The organism is Flavobacterium sp. UW10123, assembly GCF_040538975.1.
Classification (GTDB): Bacteria; Bacteroidota; Bacteroidia; order Flavobacteriales; family Flavobacteriaceae; genus Flavobacterium.
The window spans coordinates 1-23,428 of sequence record NZ_JBEWQE010000022.1; the positions used below are offsets into that span (position 1 = coordinate 1).

Consider the following 23,428-nt stretch of genomic DNA (forward strand, 5'->3'; position numbering starts at 1 on the left):
CTAACTAACTAACTAACTAACTAACTAACTAACTAACTAACTAACTAACTAACTAACTAACTAACTAACTAACTAACTAACTAACTAACTACTTAATAATCTAAGGGTTAAACAAAAAAAAAAAAAAAAACTCTCTGATCCCATTATCCCTAACCAAAATCAAGAATAGAAATAATCTAAAGTAACTGACATGGAGCTTGTAAAAAAACATTAGAGAATAAAAAACAGCCCGAAGACTGTTTTTTTATTTCATGCGATGTGAGGTATAAATCATCTATAATCTATGGATGCCAGATGCAATAATTAACCGCTAGCGCATCTGATGCATTATCCTTTTTCCTTCTCTATTTGATTAAAAACTTCGTTTTATAACTCGAATCTGTATTTCGCAGCATTAAGAAATAAACACCCGAGGTTCTTAAATGCATTTTTATTTCTTTATTGAAAACGCCATCGATTTCCAGTTTAGATTGTCTGTAAACCGTTTTACCGCCGGCATCAAAAATAATCAGATCAAAAATTCCCTGATCGCCAGTTAGATGCAAAGTAAAGTTTCCATTATTTGGAACCGGAGAAATAAAGAAACCTTTTTTATCTGAAACTGGATTTTCTACAGACAGCGATGCGTCCACTTTTACTTCCAATGCTGTTGTTTTACTGCATGATCCCTGAGTTAAATAATTCAGAGAAAGTGTCTGATTTCCTTTTTCTGTCCATTTAATGGTTGCCATATTATTATTTTGCCCAACAATTTCTCCACCGGTAACATCCCATGTATAAAGTCGCATAGACGGTGTAGCTGTATATGTTACTGTTGTATTATCATTTGTAATAAGAACATCACCTGTAATCTCTGCAGTATTATTTAAAGCAGTTTCGACATTAACAGAAACAATTCCTTTTCCTTGCAGACCGCTTGATTTTTTATTCAGTTTTGTTAAATCAACTCCGAATGTATGATCTCCCTCAAACTTTTCTATGTTTCCAATTTCAAATTCTTTATCTGAAACTTTAGTTAAAGTTATGTTTTCGTTAGAAACTGCAATTCCGCCTGACTTCACAATAATGTCATTTTTAGTCAATGACGAAGCCATAATTTCATCGGCAAACTCCACTTTCAAAATATCCGTTTCAAAACAATTATTATTTGCGCCGCTTAACGGAGTAACTGTACAATTAAGATCTGCAATGTCAATATAAACATCTATTTTGCTTGCATCGCTTGAGTTTCCAAACTCATCAAGAACTGCCGCTTCAAAAGTATTTTTCCCGAAATATCCTTTTATCGGAATTAAAACTTCTTTTGCCGTTTCCTGTTTTTGTCTGCTAACCAAAGTTCTTCCGGTTGGCGTTACAGCATACAGCTCAACAGTTTGTTTGTTCCCAGTAGCGGTTAAGGCAATCGATAAATCATTGCCAGAAGTAATATTATCTGAAGCCGATGATCCTCTGTCTGGCGTAATGCGCATATTGGAAGGTGGAGAAGGCTTTCCAAACTTTACTTCCCACATTGTGCTTGAATTTCCCGTTCCAAAATTGCCCGAAAGATCTTTAAAGCTTGTTTGGTCTACGACAACTTTATAACCGCCTTCGGCCAGAGTGTATTCTCCTAGACCTGAAATTAAATAATGTAAATCGTCTTGTTTGGCCACATTCAGATTTGCATTTAAATTAACGCTGCCTTTGTAAAGCGTAACCCAGCTTTTCTCAAAACTGCTTATTGGTTTATTTAAAGTTACGGCAATATCTGTTACGTTCTGGGTGTGTACTGCTCCCTGATATTTAGGGGTGAACGCATCAATTTCTGGGATAGTGATATCCACTTTCCATTTTTGGGTTTGCACAATTAACCCCAAGGTGTTGTCTTCTGCTTTTATTGACGGAAGATCAACTGCCAGCTCATATTGGCCTTTTTCTTTGTTGTACTCATTTAATCCAACAATAGTATATTTTAAATTATCATCGGTAACAATAGAAACATTATCCAGCGGTTTCCCGTTCAAAGTCAGTTTGTCTTTTGTAAACTGAACAGGTTTTACAGGTTTGTTAAATGCAATTTCGACACTATTTACAGCCTGGGCTTCTATTTGATCTGTTTTAAACTGAACAATTCCAAGTTCGCCGATTATCTGAATCCATGAAATGCTTTTTCCTTCATTTCCTTCATTTCCTTCCAAATCTTTTATTCCGGCACATTGAACTGCTAGCTCATAATATCCGGAAGCAAGTGATAGTGTTTTGATGTTTAAAACATAAGTCGAATCGTTTACCTTGCCAATAAAACTATCATTAAACGGAATCTTTGTCCCCTGATGAATCAAGGTGACATTCTGCGCTGTAAATGTGCTTGAGCTAATTGCTTTATTAAAGTTTACCTGAACAGATTCTACTGGTTTTGTAGCTGTTGAAGGCAGGCTTTCAAAAGAAACTACTTTTGGAACGTTGGCATTGATGACGCTGTAATACAAGGTATATCGTTCTAATCCTGATATTTTATCAAGGAAATGAAGTTTGTATTCATACTTTGGCTCGAGTCCGTCTCTCAGCGTTACATGCGTTTGCCAGAAGTTTTCTATTGGCAGTTCCAGATTATCGCTAATTCTGACTACTCTTTCCAGTTTGTACTTATCTGATCCTGGATCAGCTGCGTTACCGTAGTTCCATCCTGTTTTAGACGAATCCATAGTTAAAGTCGTTGTAAGCTGACTTGGAGAAATTGTATTGGAAACTGTTCCTGCTGTTACTTTATACACTTCATCGCTTTCTCCGTTTGAATAATAAATGGCATCTGGAGTATCATTTAAATCTACGACATCATTTACCAAGAAGTCATTGATATTATCCTGACCTGCTCCGTAAGCTTTTACGCTCTTAATTAATTCGTGAGCATACGATGCTTTTATCAGACTCAGGTTTTTATTGCCATAGCTGCTTAAATGCTTTATTTTAAGATCGTATTCTACAAAATGGCCCAGCAGAGTACTGGTAAACCACCACTGTCCAAGTGCTGTTTTTTGAGCTTCTATATTTCCGAAATCAACATTCAGCAAGCCTAATTGTTTTGGTTCGTTGTTAAAGTTGCTCCCGATAATTTCGAAATCGATCAGTAAGCCCTTTTTATTTTCTATAATTTCTGGCTGAACAGATTCTACCTGAACATTTTTAGCGATTCCGTATCCTTCGTTTTTAATTAATAGAGCCATTTCTGCCGGAGCAATCGGCTCGATTTTATCTGTAAGCGGATCATCACCTAAAATATCGCGCTGCATAAAATAATGCATCACCAAATCTGGACTTGGATTCACTTCTAAAGTTACCGGATATAATTGCACCGTCACTCTGTCTCCTGTATTTGGATCTAAATACGATAATGTACCTCCAAACGAATATGATTTTGGCACGGTTGGCGCGGCATCTTTCGTAGGGATAAAAATAACGGTTCCCGATTCGTTGCTGTTAGGCCCCACAAGTCCTGTTCCGCTAAGGAAAGCATCTTTATTGATCTGGAACAAATGCGTCATATCGTTTCCAGCTTCGTCTCTAATCAGTAAATCTAAGTTAAGATCTTTAATTGTATTGGTCTCGCTACCGTTGTTTAAAGTTAAAGTGCCTTCAAAAGCCTCTCTGGTCATAGTTATTTTTTGAGAGAATTTTACAGTTACGCTTGCGCAAACAGACGATTGGGATGCCAATTTTTCAATATATTCTTTTAAATCTGCCATGTCCTGCTTGTACATTTTTTCAGCAGATTCAAAACCCCTATTTTTTACAAGATCAATTAATAATTGCCTTACTCTGTCATACTCTTCAATATCGTTTTTGTTTACAATATTTGGATATTCAGCATTTGGAGCTTTAATATTTTTATTCCATGCTTCTACCGTTTTATTCCATCTGGCGCAGAATGCTTCAATTTCCTGGCCTGTAATATCAGAACCAGAAAGATTCGTTTTAATTCTAGAAATATCAGCAACAGAAAATGCTTTCTCAGTATCTAAATTTAGAGCCGTTTCTTTCATAAAATCATGAAAATTAGGACTATCTATAATTCTGCCGTTCCCTAAATAAGCATTGAGCCTGCTACTCAAAGCTTTTTGCGCATTATCCATGACATAGAAATCATTATACATGCTTTCAAGGAAACTGTTGCTGTTACTGTTCGCTTTTTTGCCTGATGCCAAGGGATCATAAATGCAAGCTTTTAATGTTCCAACCATACTGGCAACACAGCCTATTGGCCCTGGAATACAGCCTGCAACAGCAATGACTTGATTAATTGTTTCTCCATTCATGGTAGCCAGACCAAGAAGGCATCCTGCTACAGCTCCTGCCGGTCCTCCTGCGCATCCTATAACCATACCAAATACCGAAGTAAGGCAAGGATTGGTGCAGATAGTAGGAAGCGAGGTAACGATATTTCCAATTGCTGTTCCAATAGGAATTAGCGGTCCAAAACCACCACCATTAAAATTAGGAATGCCTCCCACGCTCGGAGTGCTTGGCGTAGAACAAGTCAGCACATAATACGGTTTAAACGCCGCTAAATCCTGTTCGGTTTCGCACACATAAGTTCCTTTTGTAATTAGGTTGTAACTGCAGTTCTGACCTGTTGCAGCAGCTGCTGCGCTTCTTCCGCTCGAAACGGGTCTGGTAATTAAAATTGGAACAATAATAGTCGATTTTGCATTTAAGATATCCAGCTTATCGATCATAAGTTTAAACTTGTAATCTCCCTGAGCATCTACATTAAAAGTCACATTTGATAATGCGATCAAACCGTGATTGGTAACAGTTGCATAGCTCATTCTGCTTTCGCCTGCAGGTAGATCTAGAACAGGATTGTCGATATCAATAACAATTACTGGTTTTGGTACGTTTGTTTCGAATTTAACCACTAAATCAGATTGGTATTCGTCTGCAATTTCCGTTGGTTTTACAACCCATTCGTAACTTACTGCCTGATACGAAATAAATACTTTTTGAGTCGTCACTTTACCTGGATCGATCAATAAATTATTCTGATATGAGGCGTGCTTATCTGCCGACACGGTAACGGTATAATATCCTTCTGGAATTTGAGGTGTGGCAAATAAACCATTTTCATCTGTAAGTCCTTCTGCCAGAACTGCACCGGAAAACGGATGGCGCACTGTTACTTTAGCTCCCTTTACATGAGGTGCTTTCTCCGTATTATAGGTGTATTCATCGACAACATCAACCAATAGAGAACCTGTTGCTTCTGAAACGGTTTCTATTTTAAATGGAATGCTTACTCCTCCTCCATTTGCAGGATTTAAAGCTAAGTTTCCAGTTAAAGGGACATTCAATTGCTGCTTATCTGTTGGCACCAATTCCAAAATGACTTTTGCAGATTCGTTTGGCGCAATTTTATCGATAACAGCTGCACTTTTTAGTTTCATCCATTCCAAATTTGGAACATCTACTTTTACGTTTTCTGCGTCTATTGCTCCTGTGTTAGAAATTGTAAGTTCATAAAAACGAGAGCTTCCTTTAATCATCGTAGTGTTGATGCTTACAGGATTTGCTGCTAATTTAGGTGTTTGCGCTTTAGCATGATAATACGCTAAGACAGGCAGTTTTGCTCCTTGGTTCGATATTATGCTGAAATTGATTTCATAATATTTTTGTTCTGCCGATGCTGTTTCTGCCAATATGGTGTAGCTTAAAACGGCTTCTTGTCCCGATGCCAAAGTCAAAGGGTCTGTTTGTATGGCAAAGCCTGCATCTGCCGGCAATTCAATTTTAATATTTGTTAAAGGTGTTTTGCTGTTATTTTTTAAGACAAATTCTCCTTTATACGGAACTTTGGCTACTACTTCCCATTTTAAATAATCAGAAGGTTTGTTTGTCCACTCAAAACCGACAATGTCAAATTCTGCCTGAACTGCGTTTTTCGTTCCCGGATATCCTGCACTTACTGTATAATGTCCGCTTTCTGCCTGTAAGGGTTCAAAATCGTAAGCAAAATTTCCTGAAGCGTTTGTTTTTACTTTAAAAGAGCGTGTAAAGCTCCCAGCCGCAACAATAATTTCCACTTCTTTATTTATAGCTGGAGAATTGTTTGCCATTTTGGCCGATCCTGTAATTGCAACAACTTCTCCCGATTTGTAGACAGGTTTAGAAACTGAACTTACGGCACTATAGCTAGAAAGTAATTTTAAAGCCGAATACGCCTGATTATTGGCATAAGACAATTCATTTATTTTTTGATCTGAATTTACCGCTGCCACCAAATAATAATCGCCAGCCTGCTGAGGTAGCTTGATTGATTTTACAAGATCCAATGCTTTTCCTGCTTCAATATCGCTGTCAAGCTGTGAGGCAAATACAGGAATTGCATTTTGAATTAATTTATCTTTAGATAGAAAATATTCTATTTTTGAACCTTTTGCCAATAGCGCAAAACCTTGATTTGCAATAGAAGCTGTCACTTCTATAGTGTCTTCGCCATTTGCTTCTGCTACAGTTTTTACTGAATTGACAACTGCATCTGGCTTGTTTTGATCTGTAACCAAAATCCAAGCAAATCCTGAACTGAAAGTATCGGTTTCTGCCTGAATGCGTACGGTTTGATCTCCTGTTTTTAAAGGATCTATAACAGTACTGATTTCTACCTCAACACTTTGCTGTCCGACTGGAATTGAAACTTCCGGCGGAATTGAAACAATAGTTGGAGAATCCGACGATAATTTTGCTAAAATGGCTTTAGAAGTGTCGACTGTATTTCTAGAAATGGTAATTTTTGCCGCTTTTTGAACTCCTGCCTTAACCGTTGCCGGATTTGCTTTTACAATTAAAGCCGGTCCGTTGCTGTCCAGAATGGTAATATCCTTGCTGGCAGTGCTTCCGTCTCCAGCAGGAATGGTGCAGCTGCAAGATGCCGAATAAACATCTGCTGTTACATTTACCACTTTTGTTCCATCTACGATTCCGTTGTTTACAGCTCCAATATTAAACTTCTTCGAATTTACATTGGCAGGAAAATCAACAGCATCTGGCAAAATCAAAGCATTGGCAATACTTGCTTTTAAACGGACTGATGTGCTTATTTCTGATTTATTGATTCGCTTTAATGTCGCATAAGTTGCGTAAACTCCATCGCCTTTAGAAATAGTCTGCGGTGCAATCTCCAATTCAAAAGCTGGAACATTCGAACTTTTTAAAATTACTTCTGCATTTCCTGCCTGAAAACCTTCCGCTCTAAGCGTTAATTTTCCAGTTACAGTCTGTTCAGGGACTTTATTGTTTTTTACGGTTACAGTAAACGAAGCTGTTTTACTTCCTGCCAGAAGCGTAACTTCTGCAGGAACAGTCCAGCGTGAACTTTGGTCTGCTGTAATCGCAAATTTTATATCTTTTGTTTTGGCAAAACCAGTTTCTAAACTAACCGTAATCGTTTCGCCATCTGTTGCCGCACTTTTTGATGGAGTCAGCGTAATGGTTGAAAATTCGTTATCTATAATTTCGATATTATCGGAAACAGCAGGATAATCATTTCCTGCAATTGATAGCGAAACGGTCCTGTTTCCGTCATTCTCTGCATTATCAATCGGTTTGATATAAAAAACTGCCGAAGACTGGTCTTTTACAATTTTGACTGATGAATCAAACTGAAACTGCGAAGCCAAAGAAGCAGTTAAATTATAGATTTTATCACTGCTTCGGTCACCGCTTTGCATTAATGTTGCCCTTATCACTTCAGTAGAGTTCTCATCGATACTCTTTCTGTCAAAAGTTAAAAACAAACGTTTTTCAACTAAAACAGAACTTGCCGCGGTAACTTTATTGTTGTTTTTTAGTGATTCTGGTTCTTTTACCGCTGTATTGGCGATAATATTGATCCTCACTTTAACATTGCCGTCAAGACCTAAAACTTTTGGAAGATTAAAAGCTGCCGTTCTGTTTACAGAATTCTGTTTATCAAGATCCTGTGTATACGAAACCGTTCCTAAATTGTATTCTAAACCTGTCTGGTCAGAAACAATGCTAATCTGCTCGACCCATCCGCCAGAAGCGATTCGGTCTCCAATATTATCTGCTTTCCATGATACATTAATTTTTCCGTCAGGAGCAATCGCAGATTCTGCTGTGCTAATTCCTGAAATCGTCAAATCAGGATATTGTGCTGTGGCAATTGTCAGTTTTCCGTTTACATGGTTTGACCCGATATCAACAGCATTTTTAGAACTTAAAACGACGCCGCTTAAATCTAAATTGTGTATTTCCCCCGAAGTGTAATTCAATGGAATCTCTATCGGAATTTCTAATAAAGCACCGTTATTTCCTTTAAAAGAAGTGCTTGTAAGCGAGAGAAGAATAAAGTGATAATTACGCGGATTATTCTTTTCGATGTTCACATAAATGGCGTGATCGCCTTTACGGCTTTCGATAATTTTACTGTCTTTTTCGCTCACTATCAATCCCTGCGGAACCGTAAGCGTAAACTCAGCTCCCACGACTTCATCGGCATTAGCCAGATCAATTACAATTTTTGATTTTTCGCCTGGTCCCGCTGATGCATTTAATACTTTTAAACTATTCTGGGCTTGTGCAAACGCAGCCATAAATAGGAAGATAAACACCAAAAACGGTTTTATTTTCATTGTTTTCAATTCGTTAGATATCATTATGGTGAAGTTTATTGTATTAACATTTTTCCTTTAAAAAAGATAGGTTTTGCTCCATTTTGCACTTCGATGCTGTAGAAATAAATTCCAGAAGCAAGATTTCTGCGCTGGAAAGTAAATTCATGCTTTCCTTGTGATGCATCGAGACCCGATTTCGTGTAAACGGTTCTTCCTGCTGCATCAAAAACTTTTAAGGCTGCCTTATCTGCCTTTTCAGGCAAATGATATTGGATAACCGTTTTATCAGTAAATGGATTTGGATAATTTGCAAGTATAGCGGCGGTTTCTTGATCTATATCGCCAACTCCTAAAGTTCCTGCTATTTTATAGCTCAATGCTTGGGCATCGGCATTAGAAATCATGGCAGAAACAATCGCTGTTTTAGAAGATAAGGAAGCAATGGCCTGCTTGCCTGAAAGTGGCTTATCCATAGAAAAACCTACAATGCTTATTTCGCCTTCACGTTCTGCAATTGAAACCGTATAACCAATACCAGAAAGAAGCTCTTTTATCTCGGCTTTGCTTCCGCCTTTTAAACGAATGTCAAATGCTGCTGTCGCAGCCGATTGATTGTCGATATAAAGCGTATTGTCTTCAATACTTAAAACCACATCTTCATTGCTGGCCAAAGCCATGCGTTTTGTGCTGCCAGAATTTTCGAGAGTTCCTGCTTGGATTTTATTAATTAATGAAATAATATCCAATACGTTCAGATTCTTATCTTTATTGATATCGGCCGCACCATAATTAAAGAATTTTGGCTTTTGGCTTAAAGTATAATTTAAAGCCGACTGAATATCTAAAATGTTTACAATTCCGTCTAAATTAGAATCTCCTTCTCTATAGGTAATGGTATAACTCAGAATACTGTTTCTTGCAGCTCCTGCAATTTGCCTTAATTCTAAAGTCTGGTTATTTGGAATATTCCATTCGCTCAAAATATTCGTTAATTTAATGCCGTCTTCCGGAACTGTTACCATCTGGAAATAATCCTTTAAAGTCATGTTATAGGATTGGGTTACGCTAAATATAGAATTTGTATGATCGTAATGATTTATTTTTTGATCTTTTAAAACTGCATTTAACGTTAAAGGCAGTTCTCCTAAATTGATTTTCTGGCGATCGATTTTAAAGCTTATCGCTGGTAAAAATGCCGCATCGATTCCTGTCAATTCATTTTCCGAAAGATCAACTGTTTTTAGTTTGGTTACTTTTGATACACTTTCTGGAATGTCTCCAGTGAGTTTGTTCTTGGCCAGATTCAGATTTTGCAGTTCGCTAAATTTTCCAATTTCTGCGCTTATCGTTCCCGTCAGATTGTTGTCAGGAAGATTGATTGAAACCACGTGTCCGTCGTTGGTTGTAACTCCTTTCCATTTCTTTTCATGAAGATTGTTAGATGATGTATCCCAAGCCTCTTTCCATCCAGTTCCGCCTGCATTTTGAAAAAAAGCAACTAGAGCATTATATTCTTCTGCAATTAATGGCGTTTCAGAACCGTCTGCAATACCTTTAAACTGAATATAAGTTCCTTGCGATGTTCCGTTTTTCTGCCAAATAGCAATTTTAGCGCCTGCAGGAACACTGGCCACAGAAATATTTGGAAACGTAATGGTATTGCCCACAGCCGTCGCTTCAGAAATTTTGAAATTGTTGGCCTGCAGTTCAAACTGGTATTGTCCCGTATAATCCTGCGTGGTTTCGTTGTAGGTCGCAACCGCTGGAAGATCAACTATAATTTCGTCGCCTTTTAAATATAAATATTCCTCTTTTCCAATAACCTGACCTCTCAGATTGATATACACTTTGGCCAGATCGTAGGTAAAAGGTTTTTCTAAGGCGTCGAAAGCATTATTTGAAAGATCAATCTGTTCGATATTTTCAAAATCGTTGAAGTGCCCCGGAATTGTTCCTTTGAATCCATTTCCGGCAATCGAAAGTCTTTTCAATCCTGAAACTCCAGATAAAACAGGCAGTGTTCCCTGAAATTTGTTCGATTGCAAATTAAGCGTTTTTAGGTTGGCCAATCTTCCTAAGTCAGATGGAAGCGATCCTTCAATAGCATTCGACTGCAGATTTAAAGTTTCCAAATAAGTCAAATCAGATAATTCTGCAGGGAGTGTTCCTGATAAATTGTTAGCGGCTAAACTTAGCGAAACTACATGCCCATCTCTTGTCCCTACTCCGTACCAGCTTACTTCGTGAAGCTTGTTTTGCGAAATATCCCATTTTTGTGTCCATTGCGCTCCATTTGTACTCGAATAGATTTTTTTCAGGATTTCGAATTCTTCATCTGCCAATGGCTTTCCAAAAACAATCTGGGTATAATTAATTGCTGTTCCTTGTGCTGCTCCGTCGTTTTGGACAATTCTAATTTTATCCGTTAATTTAATCCCGAATAAAGCGATGTCTTTAAAAATTAATTTTCCTTCGCTGTTAGAATAATTCGATGCTTTGTTTACACCATTAATGTACAGCGTAAAATGGTTTTTGCTATTAATAGCGCCTCCATTTGCATTAAATAAAAACGTTGATAAAACAGGCAGATTAATTGCCAGTTCGTTTGCGCCCACTTCGATAGTTGGAATTGTAATATCTTGATACGTAAAATCGACTGTTTTTAAAAGCGGCAAGCGGGCCAAGGATTCATCTGCGTCTTCAATATTATTGTTGCCTAAATATATTGTTTTCAAAGCCTGCAGTTTATTCCATGATGATGGTATAGCTCCTTTTAACTTTGTGTATCTAAGATCTAAAGATTCTAAAGATTCCAATCCTGAAATAATATTTAGATCTGTTGCGCTTAAGTTTTTTGTATAACTGCCGCCGTATAAAGAAAGATTTTTCAGGTATTTTAAATTGGCAAATGAAGCAGGAATTGTCCCAGAAACATTCGAATTATTGTTAAGGTTTAAACCTGTAATATGTCCGTTTTGTATGCTTACTCCGTACCAAGCCCCTTCATGCAGATTGTTCTCTGTCGTTACCCATTTATTATTCCAGTTACTTCCTCCCATTGCGTTATGAAAATCAACTAAAGCCTGATATTCAGCATCGGGAATTTTTGGCTGATCCACTTTTACATTGGCAAAATAAATCCTGGAATCATAAGAAGTAGAGGAACCGCCTTCGTAATCCTGATACAAATACAATTCGTCTCCCGTTTTTAGAGTCGAAAGATAATCGGCCGGAATTGTTATCGTTCCGTCTGAAGCAACTCTTAAATTATTTCCAACCTGGTTTCCTTTTAAAAATAATCTAAATGGTCTTTGTGCCGAGAAATCATTTGTTGTTCTGTTGTATAGCACAATGTTTGGCAGATCGCTCACTTTTACATCGTTTCCTTCATATAAAAAATTAGGAATAGTTAATGTTTGAGAGGTTAATTCTAAATTTACCTGACTTGGCAGTAATGCCTGTATAGTCGAAAGCTTATTGCTGGTAATGCTTAAAGTCTGTAAAGCAGTATTTTTTTCCAGATCTTTAATAAGCACTTCAATCTGATTATAAGAAAGATTTAAAGTGGCTAGTTTTAAAAGATTCCCTGCAGATACCGGAATTGATTTTATCTCATTGGATGATAAATTTACCGTTACTAAACTTTCCATTCCGCCAAAATCTTCAGGCAGTGCTGTAAGTGCATTGTTGTTTAAATAAAGTGTATTTACTTTCTTAAGTTTGTTCCATGACGCTGGAAGATCGCCTTTGATTTTGGCGTATCTCAAATCCAAATATTCAAGATTGGCAAGTTCTGATAAAACGCCTAAATCTGTCGCGCTTAAATCCTTGGAATAGCTGCCTCCATAAAGAGAAAGGGACTTAAGAAATTTTAAATCCTTAATCGAAGCTGGAATTGCTCCTTTTACCGAACTGTTATTGTTTAAATTAAGACCTGTAATATTGCCGCTTTCAATGCTTACTCCGTACCAGGCGCCTTCATGAAGATTGTTTTCGGCAACGTTCCATTTATTAGTCCAGTTTGCCCCATTCATAACGGTATAAAAATCAACTAAAGCCTGATATTCTTCGTCTGGAACTTTTGGCTGGTCTACTTTTACATTCACAAAATTTACAGTTGAATAATACGAAACGCTTCCTGTTGCAGAATCATACTGCTGGTACAGATAAAAACTGTCTCCCGTTTTTATTGATGCCAAATAGGAAGCCGGAATTAGAATGCTTCCGTCTGCTGCAGCGGTTATATTGCCACCAATCTGACTGCCTCCCACATACACGCCAAATTGTCTTCTTGCCGAAAAATTATTCTGGTTTCTGTTGTAATGAACAATATTCGGCAGTGTTTCAATTTTTACATCAGCGCCGGTATACACAAGCCCCTCAATATTTATGGTCTGATAATGAAGCTGCAAGCTAACATTAGCACTAAGCAATCCTGCAACATCAGAAACGTTATTGCTAGAAAGATTTAGCGTTCTTAAAGAACCTATATTTTCAAGCTCTTTTACCAAAACTGGAATTTTATTATCAGATAAATTCAGCGTAACCAAATTGGCAAGATTTCCTATCGATGAAGGAATCGCTTTTATTTGGTTATTCTGGGCTTCAAGCGTTACCAAACTTTCCATTGCTCCAATATTGTCTGGCAATGCGGTTAAAGCATTATATGCTAGATAAAGCGTCTTCAGTTTTTTTAATTTACTCCACGACGCAGGAATGTCACCTTTGATTTTGCTGTATCTGAAATCTAAAAATTCCAAGGATTCTAATTCTCCAATAACATTTAAATCTGCTGTGCTTAAATCCTTGCTGTAGCTTCCCGCATAAAACGAAAGATTTTTAAGGAATTTTAAGTTGGAGATTGAAGCTGGAACTGCTCCCGAAACATTCGAAATGTTATTAAAGCTAAGTCCCGTAATATGCCCGTTTTCTATGCTTACGCCATACCAGGCTCCCTCATGCAGATTATTTTGGGCAATATTCCATTGATTATTCCAGCGTGTTCCGCCCATTGCATTGTAAATATCCACTAAAGCCTGATATTCTAAATCTGGGATTTTTGGCTGGTCTACTTTTACATTTACAAAATTAACTTTTGAATAATAAGAGACGCTACCTGTTGAAGAGTCATACTGCTGATATAAATAGAACGAATCTCCCGTTTTTAGCGAAGCCAGATAAGCCGCAGGAATTGCCACACTTCCGTCTGCAGCTGCTGTTACATTATTTCCAACCTGACTGCCTCCAACATAGACTCCGAATTGTCTTCTGGCAGAAAAATCATTTTGATTTCTATTGTAATAAACAGTATTTGGCAGATTAGAAACCGTTAAATCAGAACCTGTATAAACCAATCCTTCAACATTGATATTTTGATAATGAAGCTGCAAATTGACCGGGCTGCCAAGCAATGCCGCAACATTTGAAATATAGTTGCTTGCAAGATTTAATGTTTTTAATGTTAAAACATTTTCCAGCTCTTTTACCATAACCTGAATCTGATTATCCGATAAATTGAGCGTAACCAGATTTTGAAGGTTTCCAATAGAAGCTGGGATGGTTTTTATCTGATTGTAGGGAGCTTCAAGAATAGCAAGGCTTTCCATTTCACCCAATTCTTCAGGCAGTCCGGTAATTGAATTATTGTAAAAATAAATTGTTTTTAATTTTTTTAACTTGCTCCATGAAGACGGGATGGCATTTTGTATTCGGCAGTACCGCATATCTAATGTTTCCAGAGACTGCAGTTCTGATAAAACATTTAAATCAGTTGCGGTTAGATTTTTAGAGTAGTTCCCTGCATAAAGAGATAAATTTTTCAGGTATTTTAAATTGCCGAAAGAAACTGGAATTGAACCGGAAACATTAGATGTATTATTAAGGTTTAATCCCGTAACATGGCCATTTTCTATGCTTAAACCCGTCCATGCGCCTTCATTAAGATTATTTTCGTTTATATCCCATTTATTGTTCCAGCTGCTACCTCCCATAGCATTGTAAAAATCTACTAATGCCTGATATTCTATATTAGAAACAGCTGGCTGGTTTACTTTCACGTTTGCGAAATAAACCTTGCTGTAATAAGAAATGCTTCCGCTTGAGGAATCGTACTGCTGGTACAAATATACTTCGTCAGCATTTTTTAAAGAAGATAAAAAGGCTGCAGGAATTGTCAGACTGCCGTCAGCGGCCATAACCACATTGCCAATTTCACTGCCGCGAACATAGACTGCAAAATGCCTTCTGGCAGAAAAATCATTTTTAGTTCTATTGTATGAAACAATATTAGGAAGGTTATCTATTTTTAAATCTACTCCCTTATAAATAATATTTTCAATGTTTACTGCCTGATAATGCAGGCTGAGATTTACCGTACTTGGCAATGATGCTAAAATTGAAGCAATTTTATTGCTGCTTAGATTTAAAGTTCTGAGTGCCGTTAAATTCTCCAGCTCTTTGATTAAAACTGGGATCTGGTTGTCTGAAAGTTCAGCCGTTACAAGACTTTCAAGCTGCCCAAATTCAGGAGACAGACCTGTAATGGCATTGTTGCTTAAATAAAGGGTTTTAAGCTTTTTCAATTTAGCCCACGATGCCGGAATTATGCCTTTTAGTTTGGCATATCTTAAATCTAGAGATTCTAATGCTTCTAATTCGGAAAAAACATTTAAATCGGTTGCGCTGAGATCTTTTGCATAATTGCCTCCGTATATGGAAAGCGCTTTAAGAAATTTTAAATTCCCAAAAGAAGCCGGAATTGAGCCAGAAATATTGCTTGTGCCATTAAGGTTAATAGCTGTAACATGTCCGTCCTCAACTGTAACCCCATACCATGGCACTTCATGCAGATTGTTTTCTTTCGTATTCCATTTATTCGTCCAGTTGGCTTCTCCTGTAGCTTTGTAAAAATCTACCAATGCCTGATATTCTGAATCTGGTATGGGAATATTAGCACTGTTTTTTGCCGATAATAAAGAAAGGCTGCCAAATAAAAATAGCAAGCCGATAAGTAGTTTTCTCTTCATAGATTAGTGTTTAAATGCCAGTATATTAAGAAGATACTTTTTGTTAAAAAATCGGCATAAAAGTAGGAAAAACTTTTCTTTTATTATTCTGGAATGGATCGAAAAATAAATAAAATAATGACAATCAATAACTTAAATACACAAATTACCTGAATACAGGTAGCTTAGAGTGATGCAGAAGAAGGATTTTTTAAGCACATTTTTTTAGAAGTTTTTTCTGAGTTTTAATGCTAAAATTCAAGCATGTTTTTTTATGCCAAATTATTGCGAATCCCTTATTTTCGGCAAATCCAGTTCCAGAAATTCACTTTCCAGAATTTGTAAGGGATGAATTGATAAGGGGTACAAATGGGGTACAAATAAAAAAACTGCAAAAAATTCGCAGTTCTTAATTTTAATATCTTTTATCCAGCCTGTTATTTACTTCTTTTTGGATTTCTGCTATCGTCTTAATTCGCCCCGACTTAATCCAGTCAAGCAGTTCACTCTTTAGGAAATATAGCCGCTTTCCCTTTTTGCTTACTGGCAGTTCATTCCTGCATACTTTAGAATATATAGTGGCAACAGAAAGCTTCAAGAGTTTTGAAGCATCCTGGATAGTCAGTAAATTATCATCAATTTCTTTCTCCTCTTTCGCGTTATTTTTTAAAATCCTTTCAATATTTTCTATACGCAAAGAAAGGGCTCCTAAAATATCTGGCAAATCTTCAAATTTATATGGCATCATAGTATGTCTGAGTTTTTTAGATACAAGTAAGGTCTGTATCTATATTAATTTACTCATTTTCGAATTATCTTTAAGCAAACACTTCTTTAAACAGTATTTACTAAAAAATTGTATTCCAAAATATTAAACCCTAATCTTTTAAAACTTGATACTCTTTCCAAATCATCCAAAAAACAATCGTTTCGAATTTGTATCGTAATGGTCACTCTGCCTTCTAGAAAACAACAATAAATGTATATCAATACTTTAAATCAAGGTGCAAAAATAATCTAATTTATCTATAAGAAATAGGATAATGACAAGAGAAAACAAAAGTTTGAAAGAGCAGTCGGCTCAAAGGAACTTTGTTATAAAATTCTTCCATAAACTTATAAACTCAACGAGATATACAAGGCTAAACAATCTTCCTTAAAAGTAAAATTGGGCACTAATTTCAAACAAAATGCCATAGTTTATTCCAAATGAAAGTAAACAGTACTTCGTTTATTCTTATTCTTCGTTGGAACATAAATTAGATAGCCGTAATCATCTAACTCACGCATACATTTATGATACGTCTTTGGAGATATTACTTTAGCAATATTCTGGATTTCTATGCTGTACGCCTGAATCGGATTGCTAAAATCTCTGCTTGCTCGAAACTGAAGAAGAGCAGCAAAAATTGCAATGTGGGTGGTGCTTATTCTGAAATCATTTTCAATTGCCTGAAAAAATCCCGATAAAAGTTTAAGATTTTCCATAATTATACAAGATTTGTAAACATCACATATGAAGCTTCCTTTTTGTGTTTTGAGTCTCAATATTCTGCTGCGTTTTTTGCACAGGGCTAATTTTACAGCCGTTTTTAATTTCCGTTAAGCTAAGCTTCTGCATTCTGTCATTATAGAAAGTCAAGGTTTTAAAGCGTGGATTTGCTTCCAAAAAAACCTTCATTTCCCTTCCTTCAATGAGCAGTACTGCTCCTTCCCTCCTGCCCTTTTTCAAAGAATCAGCCAGAGATTCAAATGTCTCATAGTCATCATTTTTAAGTGGGATGCCTCTTAAAGCATTACTGATATTGTAGCCATACGCCTGCGGAAATTCATGCATCCGAAAATTATCATTGAGGTCTCGATCATAGAAATTAAACTGTTTCCAAGTCCCGCTTTTAAGCACTGCTCTTCCTGCCAGCATTTCGTATGCCTCCGCAGCATTAAAACTTTCAGTTTTTTCATTCTTGAAATAGTGCGTACTTCGGCTTGATGGCGAAGAATCATTATGAAGTATTGACCTGAATCCGTCAAACTGGTATGCTCCCTGTGCATCTTTTATGAATTGCAGTGAATGCTCCAGCCTTTCATTTTCTGAGATGTGATAAGAAACAGGAACAGTGAAACTTAGCTTCTGTTCCTGCATATTCTCCAAAACTTTACCGTAAGCCTCATGAAAACCGCTTTTTACAAGCTGTTCTTCTAATGTCTTTTTGTTTAATTCAAGATTTCTAAGGTAATCACGCTTATCTATCCTTTGAAAAACAACGGCACTAAGAGCTTCATTTAAAAGCCGGTTAAAGACATTTGGATAGACCTGTCGGCTCAAATTATTATATTCATGTTTGAGAAATCTTAAAGTTATTTTTTCGTCTACAGCTTTAGTCTTTTTATATTTAAAAAGCAGCATCTTGAAAAACTTTAGTTTTTCAATTCCAAAAGAGCGTTCAATCTTCGGGCTGTTCTGAAAAAGAAATTTTAATTTTTCTTCCTTGGACATCCAGACTTTTATCTCGTTTTCTACTCTATTATTTTCAGAAGACATAGCTGATCTTACTTAATATTGGACTTAAACCGATCTACCCGCTTTTTTTGAATGGGAATTACTTTTTTTTTCTTTCTGAGAAGGCTCATCATTATTAGTGCTTTGCTCTGTACTCCTTTCTTTGGATTGGGACTGTTTTTCCGTCTTGCTTTCTCGGTCATTTATTCGCTGCAAGGAAGAGTCGTAAATCTTTATGGTTTTAAACTGTGGATTGGCTTCGACGAACTGTTTTCGCTCCTCTCCGCCGACAACAAAAGTCACGGACTGCAGATTGCCTTTCTTAAGCGAATTCATCAGATCTTCCTTATACTGCGGTGTCAGCAGTTCCTTGATTGAATGCTTTTCTAATGCGGCTTCCAGATCATATCCATAGTTCTGATGATAGTGCTGCAATTTGAAGTTTCCGCGGTCATCACTTTCCTTGAAATTCATGGAAATCCAGCAATTATAGGTCTCGCCTTCCTTATTTTTCAAATCCTTATTTACAGATCTGCCTTCCATCAAATTATACGCCTCCTTTAGGGTTATGCTGGTATTGTCATTATTAATATAAAAAGTCTGCTCCAATCCAGGCTTATTTTCCTCTTTCTGAAGATTAACTTTATAAGAATTAAAAAAGTACATATCGCTCTGATCGGACTTTTTGAAATTCAGTTCAACGGTAACGGTATCCTTGTTAGGGACACCGTTGTTCATGATGCCGGTATGTGCTATTTTAAAATCCTTATCCCCTTTTAGAATATTCTCTCTTAATTCAGCATCAAAAGTTTCTCCGAAGCCGGTATATTTTAACTGGTCTTTCAGATACGTCACATTTTTCTCGTTCATGATATTCAAATTTAAAATTAGTATTAATTACAAATTACCCAGTATTTCAAGATTAACAAGGCGCCTGTTTTTTATGTTTAGTTCCAGATGCCTGCCTCCATTTTTCTCAAAAACCTGCATTGTGAATTTCTTTTTTTCCGGTATCGTAAATTTAGATAAGGCAAAAACTACCGTAGTTTCAGATTTGTCCGAAATTCTGCTAAAGTCCCCGGTGCATAAAAGCGGGGTCATTTCAATTTCCTGAGATGCAGTTCTTTTCGATTTTTTCTGGTCACGGATAAAGAAACGAAGCTGGTCAACATCGTAATTGATTCTGGAATCGTTTCCTAAAAACACTCTGAAATACATCACGTCCTGATGAATAAAAATGCCGTCAACCTTAAACTCGATCTCTGCACTCTTTACATCCAGTCCGCTTATTTTATTTTTCTTAGATAACGCAAGCAGTGCATATTCTTTTATTTCTTTCTGGTTTTCGTTCTCAAGTGAAAACAGGAGTAATTTATCCTCACCAATTCTTAATCCTGCATCTACATTTAATGTCGGACACAGATCATCAAAGTTTAAAATGAAGCTGTAAAGCTTACCGTCCGATGTTACGACGGTAAGGTTAGTCTGTGCAAAATTCTGCCTTCCAGCTTTTAGCAGCAGTATATTTTCAACTCCTTTAGCTTTCTGCACCAATACATCACGGCTTCCTATGTCCAGGCTTTTTATAGCGTAAGGAAATAAAACACTTGTGGTTTTAGAGTAGCTCAATTGTATATTATTAAATTCGGCTCTAGCATTATACTGTGCTGATACTGAAAATCCAGCAAGAAAAACAAATACAGCAATTAATATTTTTAACTTTTTCATTTCGTCTGTTTTAAGTTTATTTATCATTCTTTTCCTTTTCATCGTAGAGAAGCACTTTATATCCTGCCTTGACAGATACTTTAATGAGCTTAACTTTTTTGCTCAAAAGTGTTTTTGCTGCTTCCACTCCCATTCCTGCCGCCTGCGCTCCCCACGTATCGCTTACTTGTGAAAGTCCAATGCTCTGCATAGACCTGTCTGCGGAAGCCTTTGCAACATCCCTGTTAATTGTTCCCGGGATATAAATGCCTTTTATTCCGTCAATATCGAAGACCGAGAGTTCAACCGGAAAAATAGAATTCTGGTATTTTACGGTACTGATCTTTATTTCCAGCCTTTCACCTTTAAGTGAGGCCGACCCAAAAACGAAACTATTCCTTGGAATCAATACACCATTGATAAAAACATCGTTTATCAGCCTGATTTTTACAATAGAACCGTTGACAATGGTCTGAGTTTCATGAATCACAGCTTCAACCGCATTCTGAACTTCTTCCTGTGCAATTTCACTTTCAAGCGAATAAAATGAATTTACTGCCGCCTCTCCTTTTATTTTCGTGCTGTTCTCCAGAAAGCTTTGGTTTTCCTCATCAGCTTTTCTGCTCACTGAAAAAACTTTTCCTTTTTGAACTTTGGAGTTCTGGCGAAGTTTTTCCTGAACTCGTTCAGGATGCTGGATATCCAGAATATTTTCAAGCATGCCGCCAAGCTGGGCAAGTTCTGGGTCAGGTTCAGATGGCGCGCTCATTGCCGCCATCAGCTGTTCAAGATTCTTCATTTCGGCCGATTCTCCATAAGGCGGTTTCTGATACTGAAATTCTCTCATATCTTGACCATACTCGCTTTGTTTTGAAGGCTCTGCAATTGCTCTCTGAAGTGCTTCGAGTTTCTGATACATCTTTCTTTCATTCTCAGGCTGTAAAGAGGCTGTATTCAGTCTGCTTCTTTTTCCATTCCATGAAGACGCATCCATATCCAAAAACAGCTTCGATTCAGGACTATCCTCATTTTGAGAAGAAAGTGAGTAATTAGGATCTTTCTTTTTCTGTTCCTGCAGTTTTATCGAATCCACTGCTGCCTGGTCATAGTAGCTCATTTTATCCAAACTTGAATCCTCTTTTAGTTTTGGATTTGGAAGCAGCATATTAAATCCTGTTTTTTCAGCTCCTAAAGGTGGATTTACCGTTCCTTTCCCGCCTCCCAATACCCAGAATAGCATGGTTATAAACGGAAGGACAAGCAGCGGAAGAACAAGCAGCAATCTGCGTTTTTTTTGCTCTTTTACTGAAAGTGTTTTATTTTCCATAATTGTATTTGTTATAGTTCGATCAATTAGTCTCTCTAGTCGTTGGACTATTTTTAAAGTCTCGTCCCTTGAAGTCATAATTTCCAGACAAATCGATTATCTCAACAGCTTTTATAACACTGTCAATGTATATGCTGAGATTGGATTGCTTAGCATATTGCTTAACTGGCACTTCTAGAAATTTCATTTCTACACTTTCATCATAAGCAGGCTTAAGCATTTTTAGTGCATCAATATGAATTGATCCCCTTCTGTCTAAAAGGAAACCGCTCAATGTTGTATAACTGCATATTCCTGTTCCAAGCACCGCAAAAATGACCAGAGAAAACTGGAGCTGTGATTTTGAAAGGCCTCTTGTAAGCCGATTCATTTTTGTTACCCACCAGAATCTGATAATCAGATACAACCTTGACGGCTCGGAATTCCATTTTTGTTTTTGAAACAAACCTCTCATGGCTTTCTGTTAACTGTTCCAAGATCTTTATTCTCCAGCGTATTGAAGCGCTCAATTAAAAATCCATGCGGATTATTATCGCTCCTTGAAACATTTCGCAGTGTTCCTTCAGTTATAAGGTTCCTGTTCAGAATGCTTGTTGTCCTTATGATATTCTGCCGGGCAAAACACTTGAAGCGATAGGGATATTCATTAATATCAATTCGGATGCTGTCTATCGCAACAGTCTGGCTGATATTTCCTGATATAATGGCTGAATAATATCCATTCTCTTTCAAGTCATCATAGATGCGCTTTACAGAATTGTCTGCCAGATAAAGCGCCTTTGTTACGTTTGTTTTAATTACTTTATCATCGGGGTCAAGGCTGAAGAAAAACTGATGGAATGTCTTTATATGATCCCTCGCTTCAACAGGCACATTGTCCTTGCGGTCAGACGCGTATGCTTCAAGCGCTTTTCCATTTGCGAGGATATATACCTTATCCTGCATCAATGCCACAGAGGCGAAACTTTTATACAGAGCATAGCAGGTTATGGCTGTACAGCCCAGAACAACAAACATTGTAAATCCTCTGACATGGCGAAAAGCAGTATCTATATTTTTCATCTTTGTAAACATGATTGATTGCTTTTAAGTTTTAGAATTTCCTTTGAGCTTATCGCTCATATAATTCCCTTTCTCTTCAAAATAAGGTGACGCTGCTGCTGAGGAACTCATGCTCTGGCTCATTCTGCCGGCTGCATTGCCCATTGAATCCATTACCATTCCAGCCCCTGTCGCAGCGCCGCCTACTACAGAAGAAGTAGATCCTCCAAACAGAGTTGTCACTTTCTGTCCCAGTGCACTTCCTCCAGATGCATGCACGATATAATTGGCGACGGAAGGGACAGTAAAATAGCCCACAATTCCTATGATCATGAAAATCAAATATCCGATATCGGTCCTGCTGAAAAAAGTGTCGCCTGAAGTATTAATCTGAGAAATATCGAGTCTGAGCATCTGTTCCTGAATCTTCCCAATAATGCTTCCGAAAATGTTGGCAACTGGAAGCCAGAGATAAATGTTTATATACCTGGCAAGCCAGACGGTCAAAGTATGCTGGAATCCGTCAAAGACCGCAATGCCGAACACTAAAGGACCTAAAATAGACAGCACCACCAGCTGGAAAGTCCTGAGCGTATCAATGCACAATGCAGAAGCCTCGAAGAGAATTCTCAGAATTTCGCTCAACCATTCCTTTACAGAATTCCTGAAACTGTACGAAGCTTTTTCCATTGCAAATTTTACATCATTACCAATGCCTTCCATAAGTCCTTCATCTGAAGGATCTGCACCGTCATGGGTATATTTATACCAGCGGTCACGGTCACCTGTGCCCAGCACTCCGACATACATTTTCCACGGTGCGCTTTCTTTCACTGCTTTTTCTTTTTCCTTCAGCAGCACTTCGATCGCTTTGTTTGATCCATCGACCATTGAAGCGGTAGCAGTAACAGTCGGCTTCATAACACCATTTATGAGTGCCAGAACAGAAGGAAAAATCATTATGCAGAAACCGATCACAAACGGCCTGAAGAGCGGATAGAAATCAATAGGTTCCGCATTGGCAATATGCCGCCAGACCCTTGAAGCGATATAGAAGACTGCGGCAAAACCCGCCAGCCCTTGCCCGACTCCAATCAGATTGCCGCAGAGCGGCATCATTTCATTATAAAGCTGTTCCAGAACGCTATGTAGACTGCCGATCTCATCCCCAAGTCCCTGCGCAGAAACTCCAGCAGGAAATATAAAAAGACAAACCAGCGCAGATTTAAATATATTTGCCATA

At 37.4% G+C, this 23,428-nt stretch carries 11 protein-coding genes; all 11 read right to left on the minus strand.

Translation table 11 applies throughout. The annotated features are described in order from the left end of the window. Positions 1-344 precede the first annotated feature (344 nt). Positions 345-8,648 (minus strand): T9SS type A sorting domain-containing protein, encoded by an 8,304-nt coding sequence (locus ABXT06_RS20890; protein WP_354592471.1) that lies wholly within the window; start codon positions 8,646-8,648, stop codon positions 345-347. Positions 8,649-8,659: 11 nt separating this feature from the next. Continuing rightward, positions 8,660-15,631 carry a leucine-rich repeat domain-containing protein gene (locus ABXT06_RS20895; protein WP_354592472.1) on the minus strand — a complete coding sequence of 2,324 codons (6,972 nt, stop codon included), beginning with the start codon at positions 15,629-15,631 and terminating at the stop codon, positions 8,660-8,662. A gap of 394 nt (positions 15,632-16,025) precedes the next feature. After that, positions 16,026-16,358, minus strand: a complete 333-nt coding sequence (locus ABXT06_RS20900; RefSeq protein WP_354592473.1) for a helix-turn-helix domain-containing protein — start codon at positions 16,356-16,358, stop codon at positions 16,026-16,028. 452 nt (positions 16,359-16,810) lie between these two features. Beyond that, positions 16,811-17,098, minus strand: coding sequence for a hypothetical protein (locus tag ABXT06_RS20905; protein WP_354592474.1), 288 nt, complete (start codon positions 17,096-17,098; stop codon positions 16,811-16,813). A 22-nt stretch (positions 17,099-17,120) separates the two neighbouring features. After that, positions 17,121-18,152 carry a hypothetical protein gene (locus ABXT06_RS20910; RefSeq protein ID WP_354592475.1) on the minus strand — a complete coding sequence of 344 codons (1,032 nt, stop codon included), beginning with the start codon at positions 18,150-18,152 and terminating at the stop codon, positions 17,121-17,123. Between the two features lie 24 nt (positions 18,153-18,176). Further along, positions 18,177-18,980, minus strand: coding sequence for a hypothetical protein (locus tag ABXT06_RS20915; protein WP_354592476.1), 804 nt, complete (start codon positions 18,978-18,980; stop codon positions 18,177-18,179). Positions 18,981-19,007: 27 nt separating this feature from the next. Next, a complete protein-coding gene (gene traN / locus ABXT06_RS20920; RefSeq protein WP_354592477.1) occupies positions 19,008-19,838 on the minus strand; it encodes a conjugative transposon protein TraN in 831 nt (276 codons plus the stop codon). Positions 19,839-19,854: 16 nt separating this feature from the next. Then, entirely contained in the window at positions 19,855-21,144 is a 1,290-nt protein-coding gene (gene traM, locus ABXT06_RS20925; protein ID WP_354592478.1) for a conjugative transposon protein TraM, read from the minus strand. A gap of 22 nt (positions 21,145-21,166) precedes the next feature. Next, on the minus strand, positions 21,167-21,514 hold the full coding sequence (locus ABXT06_RS20930) for a hypothetical protein (RefSeq protein WP_354592479.1): 348 nt from the start codon (positions 21,512-21,514) through the stop codon (positions 21,167-21,169). Positions 21,515-21,594: 80 nt separating this feature from the next. Further along, positions 21,595-22,218: a conjugative transposon protein TraK gene (traK, locus tag ABXT06_RS20935; RefSeq protein ID WP_354592480.1), complete on the minus strand. Its 624-nt coding sequence runs from the start codon at positions 22,216-22,218 to the stop codon at positions 21,595-21,597. A 12-nt stretch (positions 22,219-22,230) separates the two neighbouring features. Further along, complete coding sequence (gene traJ, locus ABXT06_RS20940; RefSeq protein WP_354592481.1) at positions 22,231-23,427, minus strand: conjugative transposon protein TraJ; 1,197 nt, start codon at positions 23,425-23,427, stop codon at positions 22,231-22,233. Between the last annotated feature and the right edge of the window lies 1 nt (position 23,428).

Bases quoted from the DNA above. Each gene is read 5' to 3' on its own strand.
- ABXT06_RS20890 (WP_354592471.1), bottom strand. From the start codon at position 8,648: ATGATATCTAACGAATTGAAAACAATGAAAATAAAACCGTTTTTGGTG.
- ABXT06_RS20895 (WP_354592472.1), bottom strand. From the start codon at position 15,631: ATGAAGAGAAAACTACTTATCGGCTTGCTATTTTTATTTGGCAGCCTT.
- ABXT06_RS20900 (WP_354592473.1), bottom strand. From the start codon at position 16,358: ATGATGCCATATAAATTTGAAGATTTGCCAGATATTTTAGGAGCCCTT.
- ABXT06_RS20905 (WP_354592474.1), bottom strand. From the start codon at position 17,098: ATGGAAAATCTTAAACTTTTATCGGGATTTTTTCAGGCAATTGAAAAT.
- ABXT06_RS20910 (WP_354592475.1), bottom strand. From the start codon at position 18,152: ATGTCTTCTGAAAATAATAGAGTAGAAAACGAGATAAAAGTCTGGATG.
- ABXT06_RS20915 (WP_354592476.1), bottom strand. From the start codon at position 18,980: ATGAACGAGAAAAATGTGACGTATCTGAAAGACCAGTTAAAATATACC.
- traN (WP_354592477.1), bottom strand. From the start codon at position 19,838: ATGAAAAAGTTAAAAATATTAATTGCTGTATTTGTTTTTCTTGCTGGA.
- traM (WP_354592478.1), bottom strand. From the start codon at position 21,144: ATGGAAAATAAAACACTTTCAGTAAAAGAGCAAAAAAAACGCAGATTG.
- ABXT06_RS20930 (WP_354592479.1), bottom strand. From the start codon at position 21,514: ATGAATCGGCTTACAAGAGGCCTTTCAAAATCACAGCTCCAGTTTTCT.
- traK (WP_354592480.1), bottom strand. From the start codon at position 22,218: ATGTTTACAAAGATGAAAAATATAGATACTGCTTTTCGCCATGTCAGA.
- traJ (WP_354592481.1), bottom strand. From the start codon at position 23,427: ATGGCAAATATATTTAAATCTGCGCTGGTTTGTCTTTTTATATTTCCT.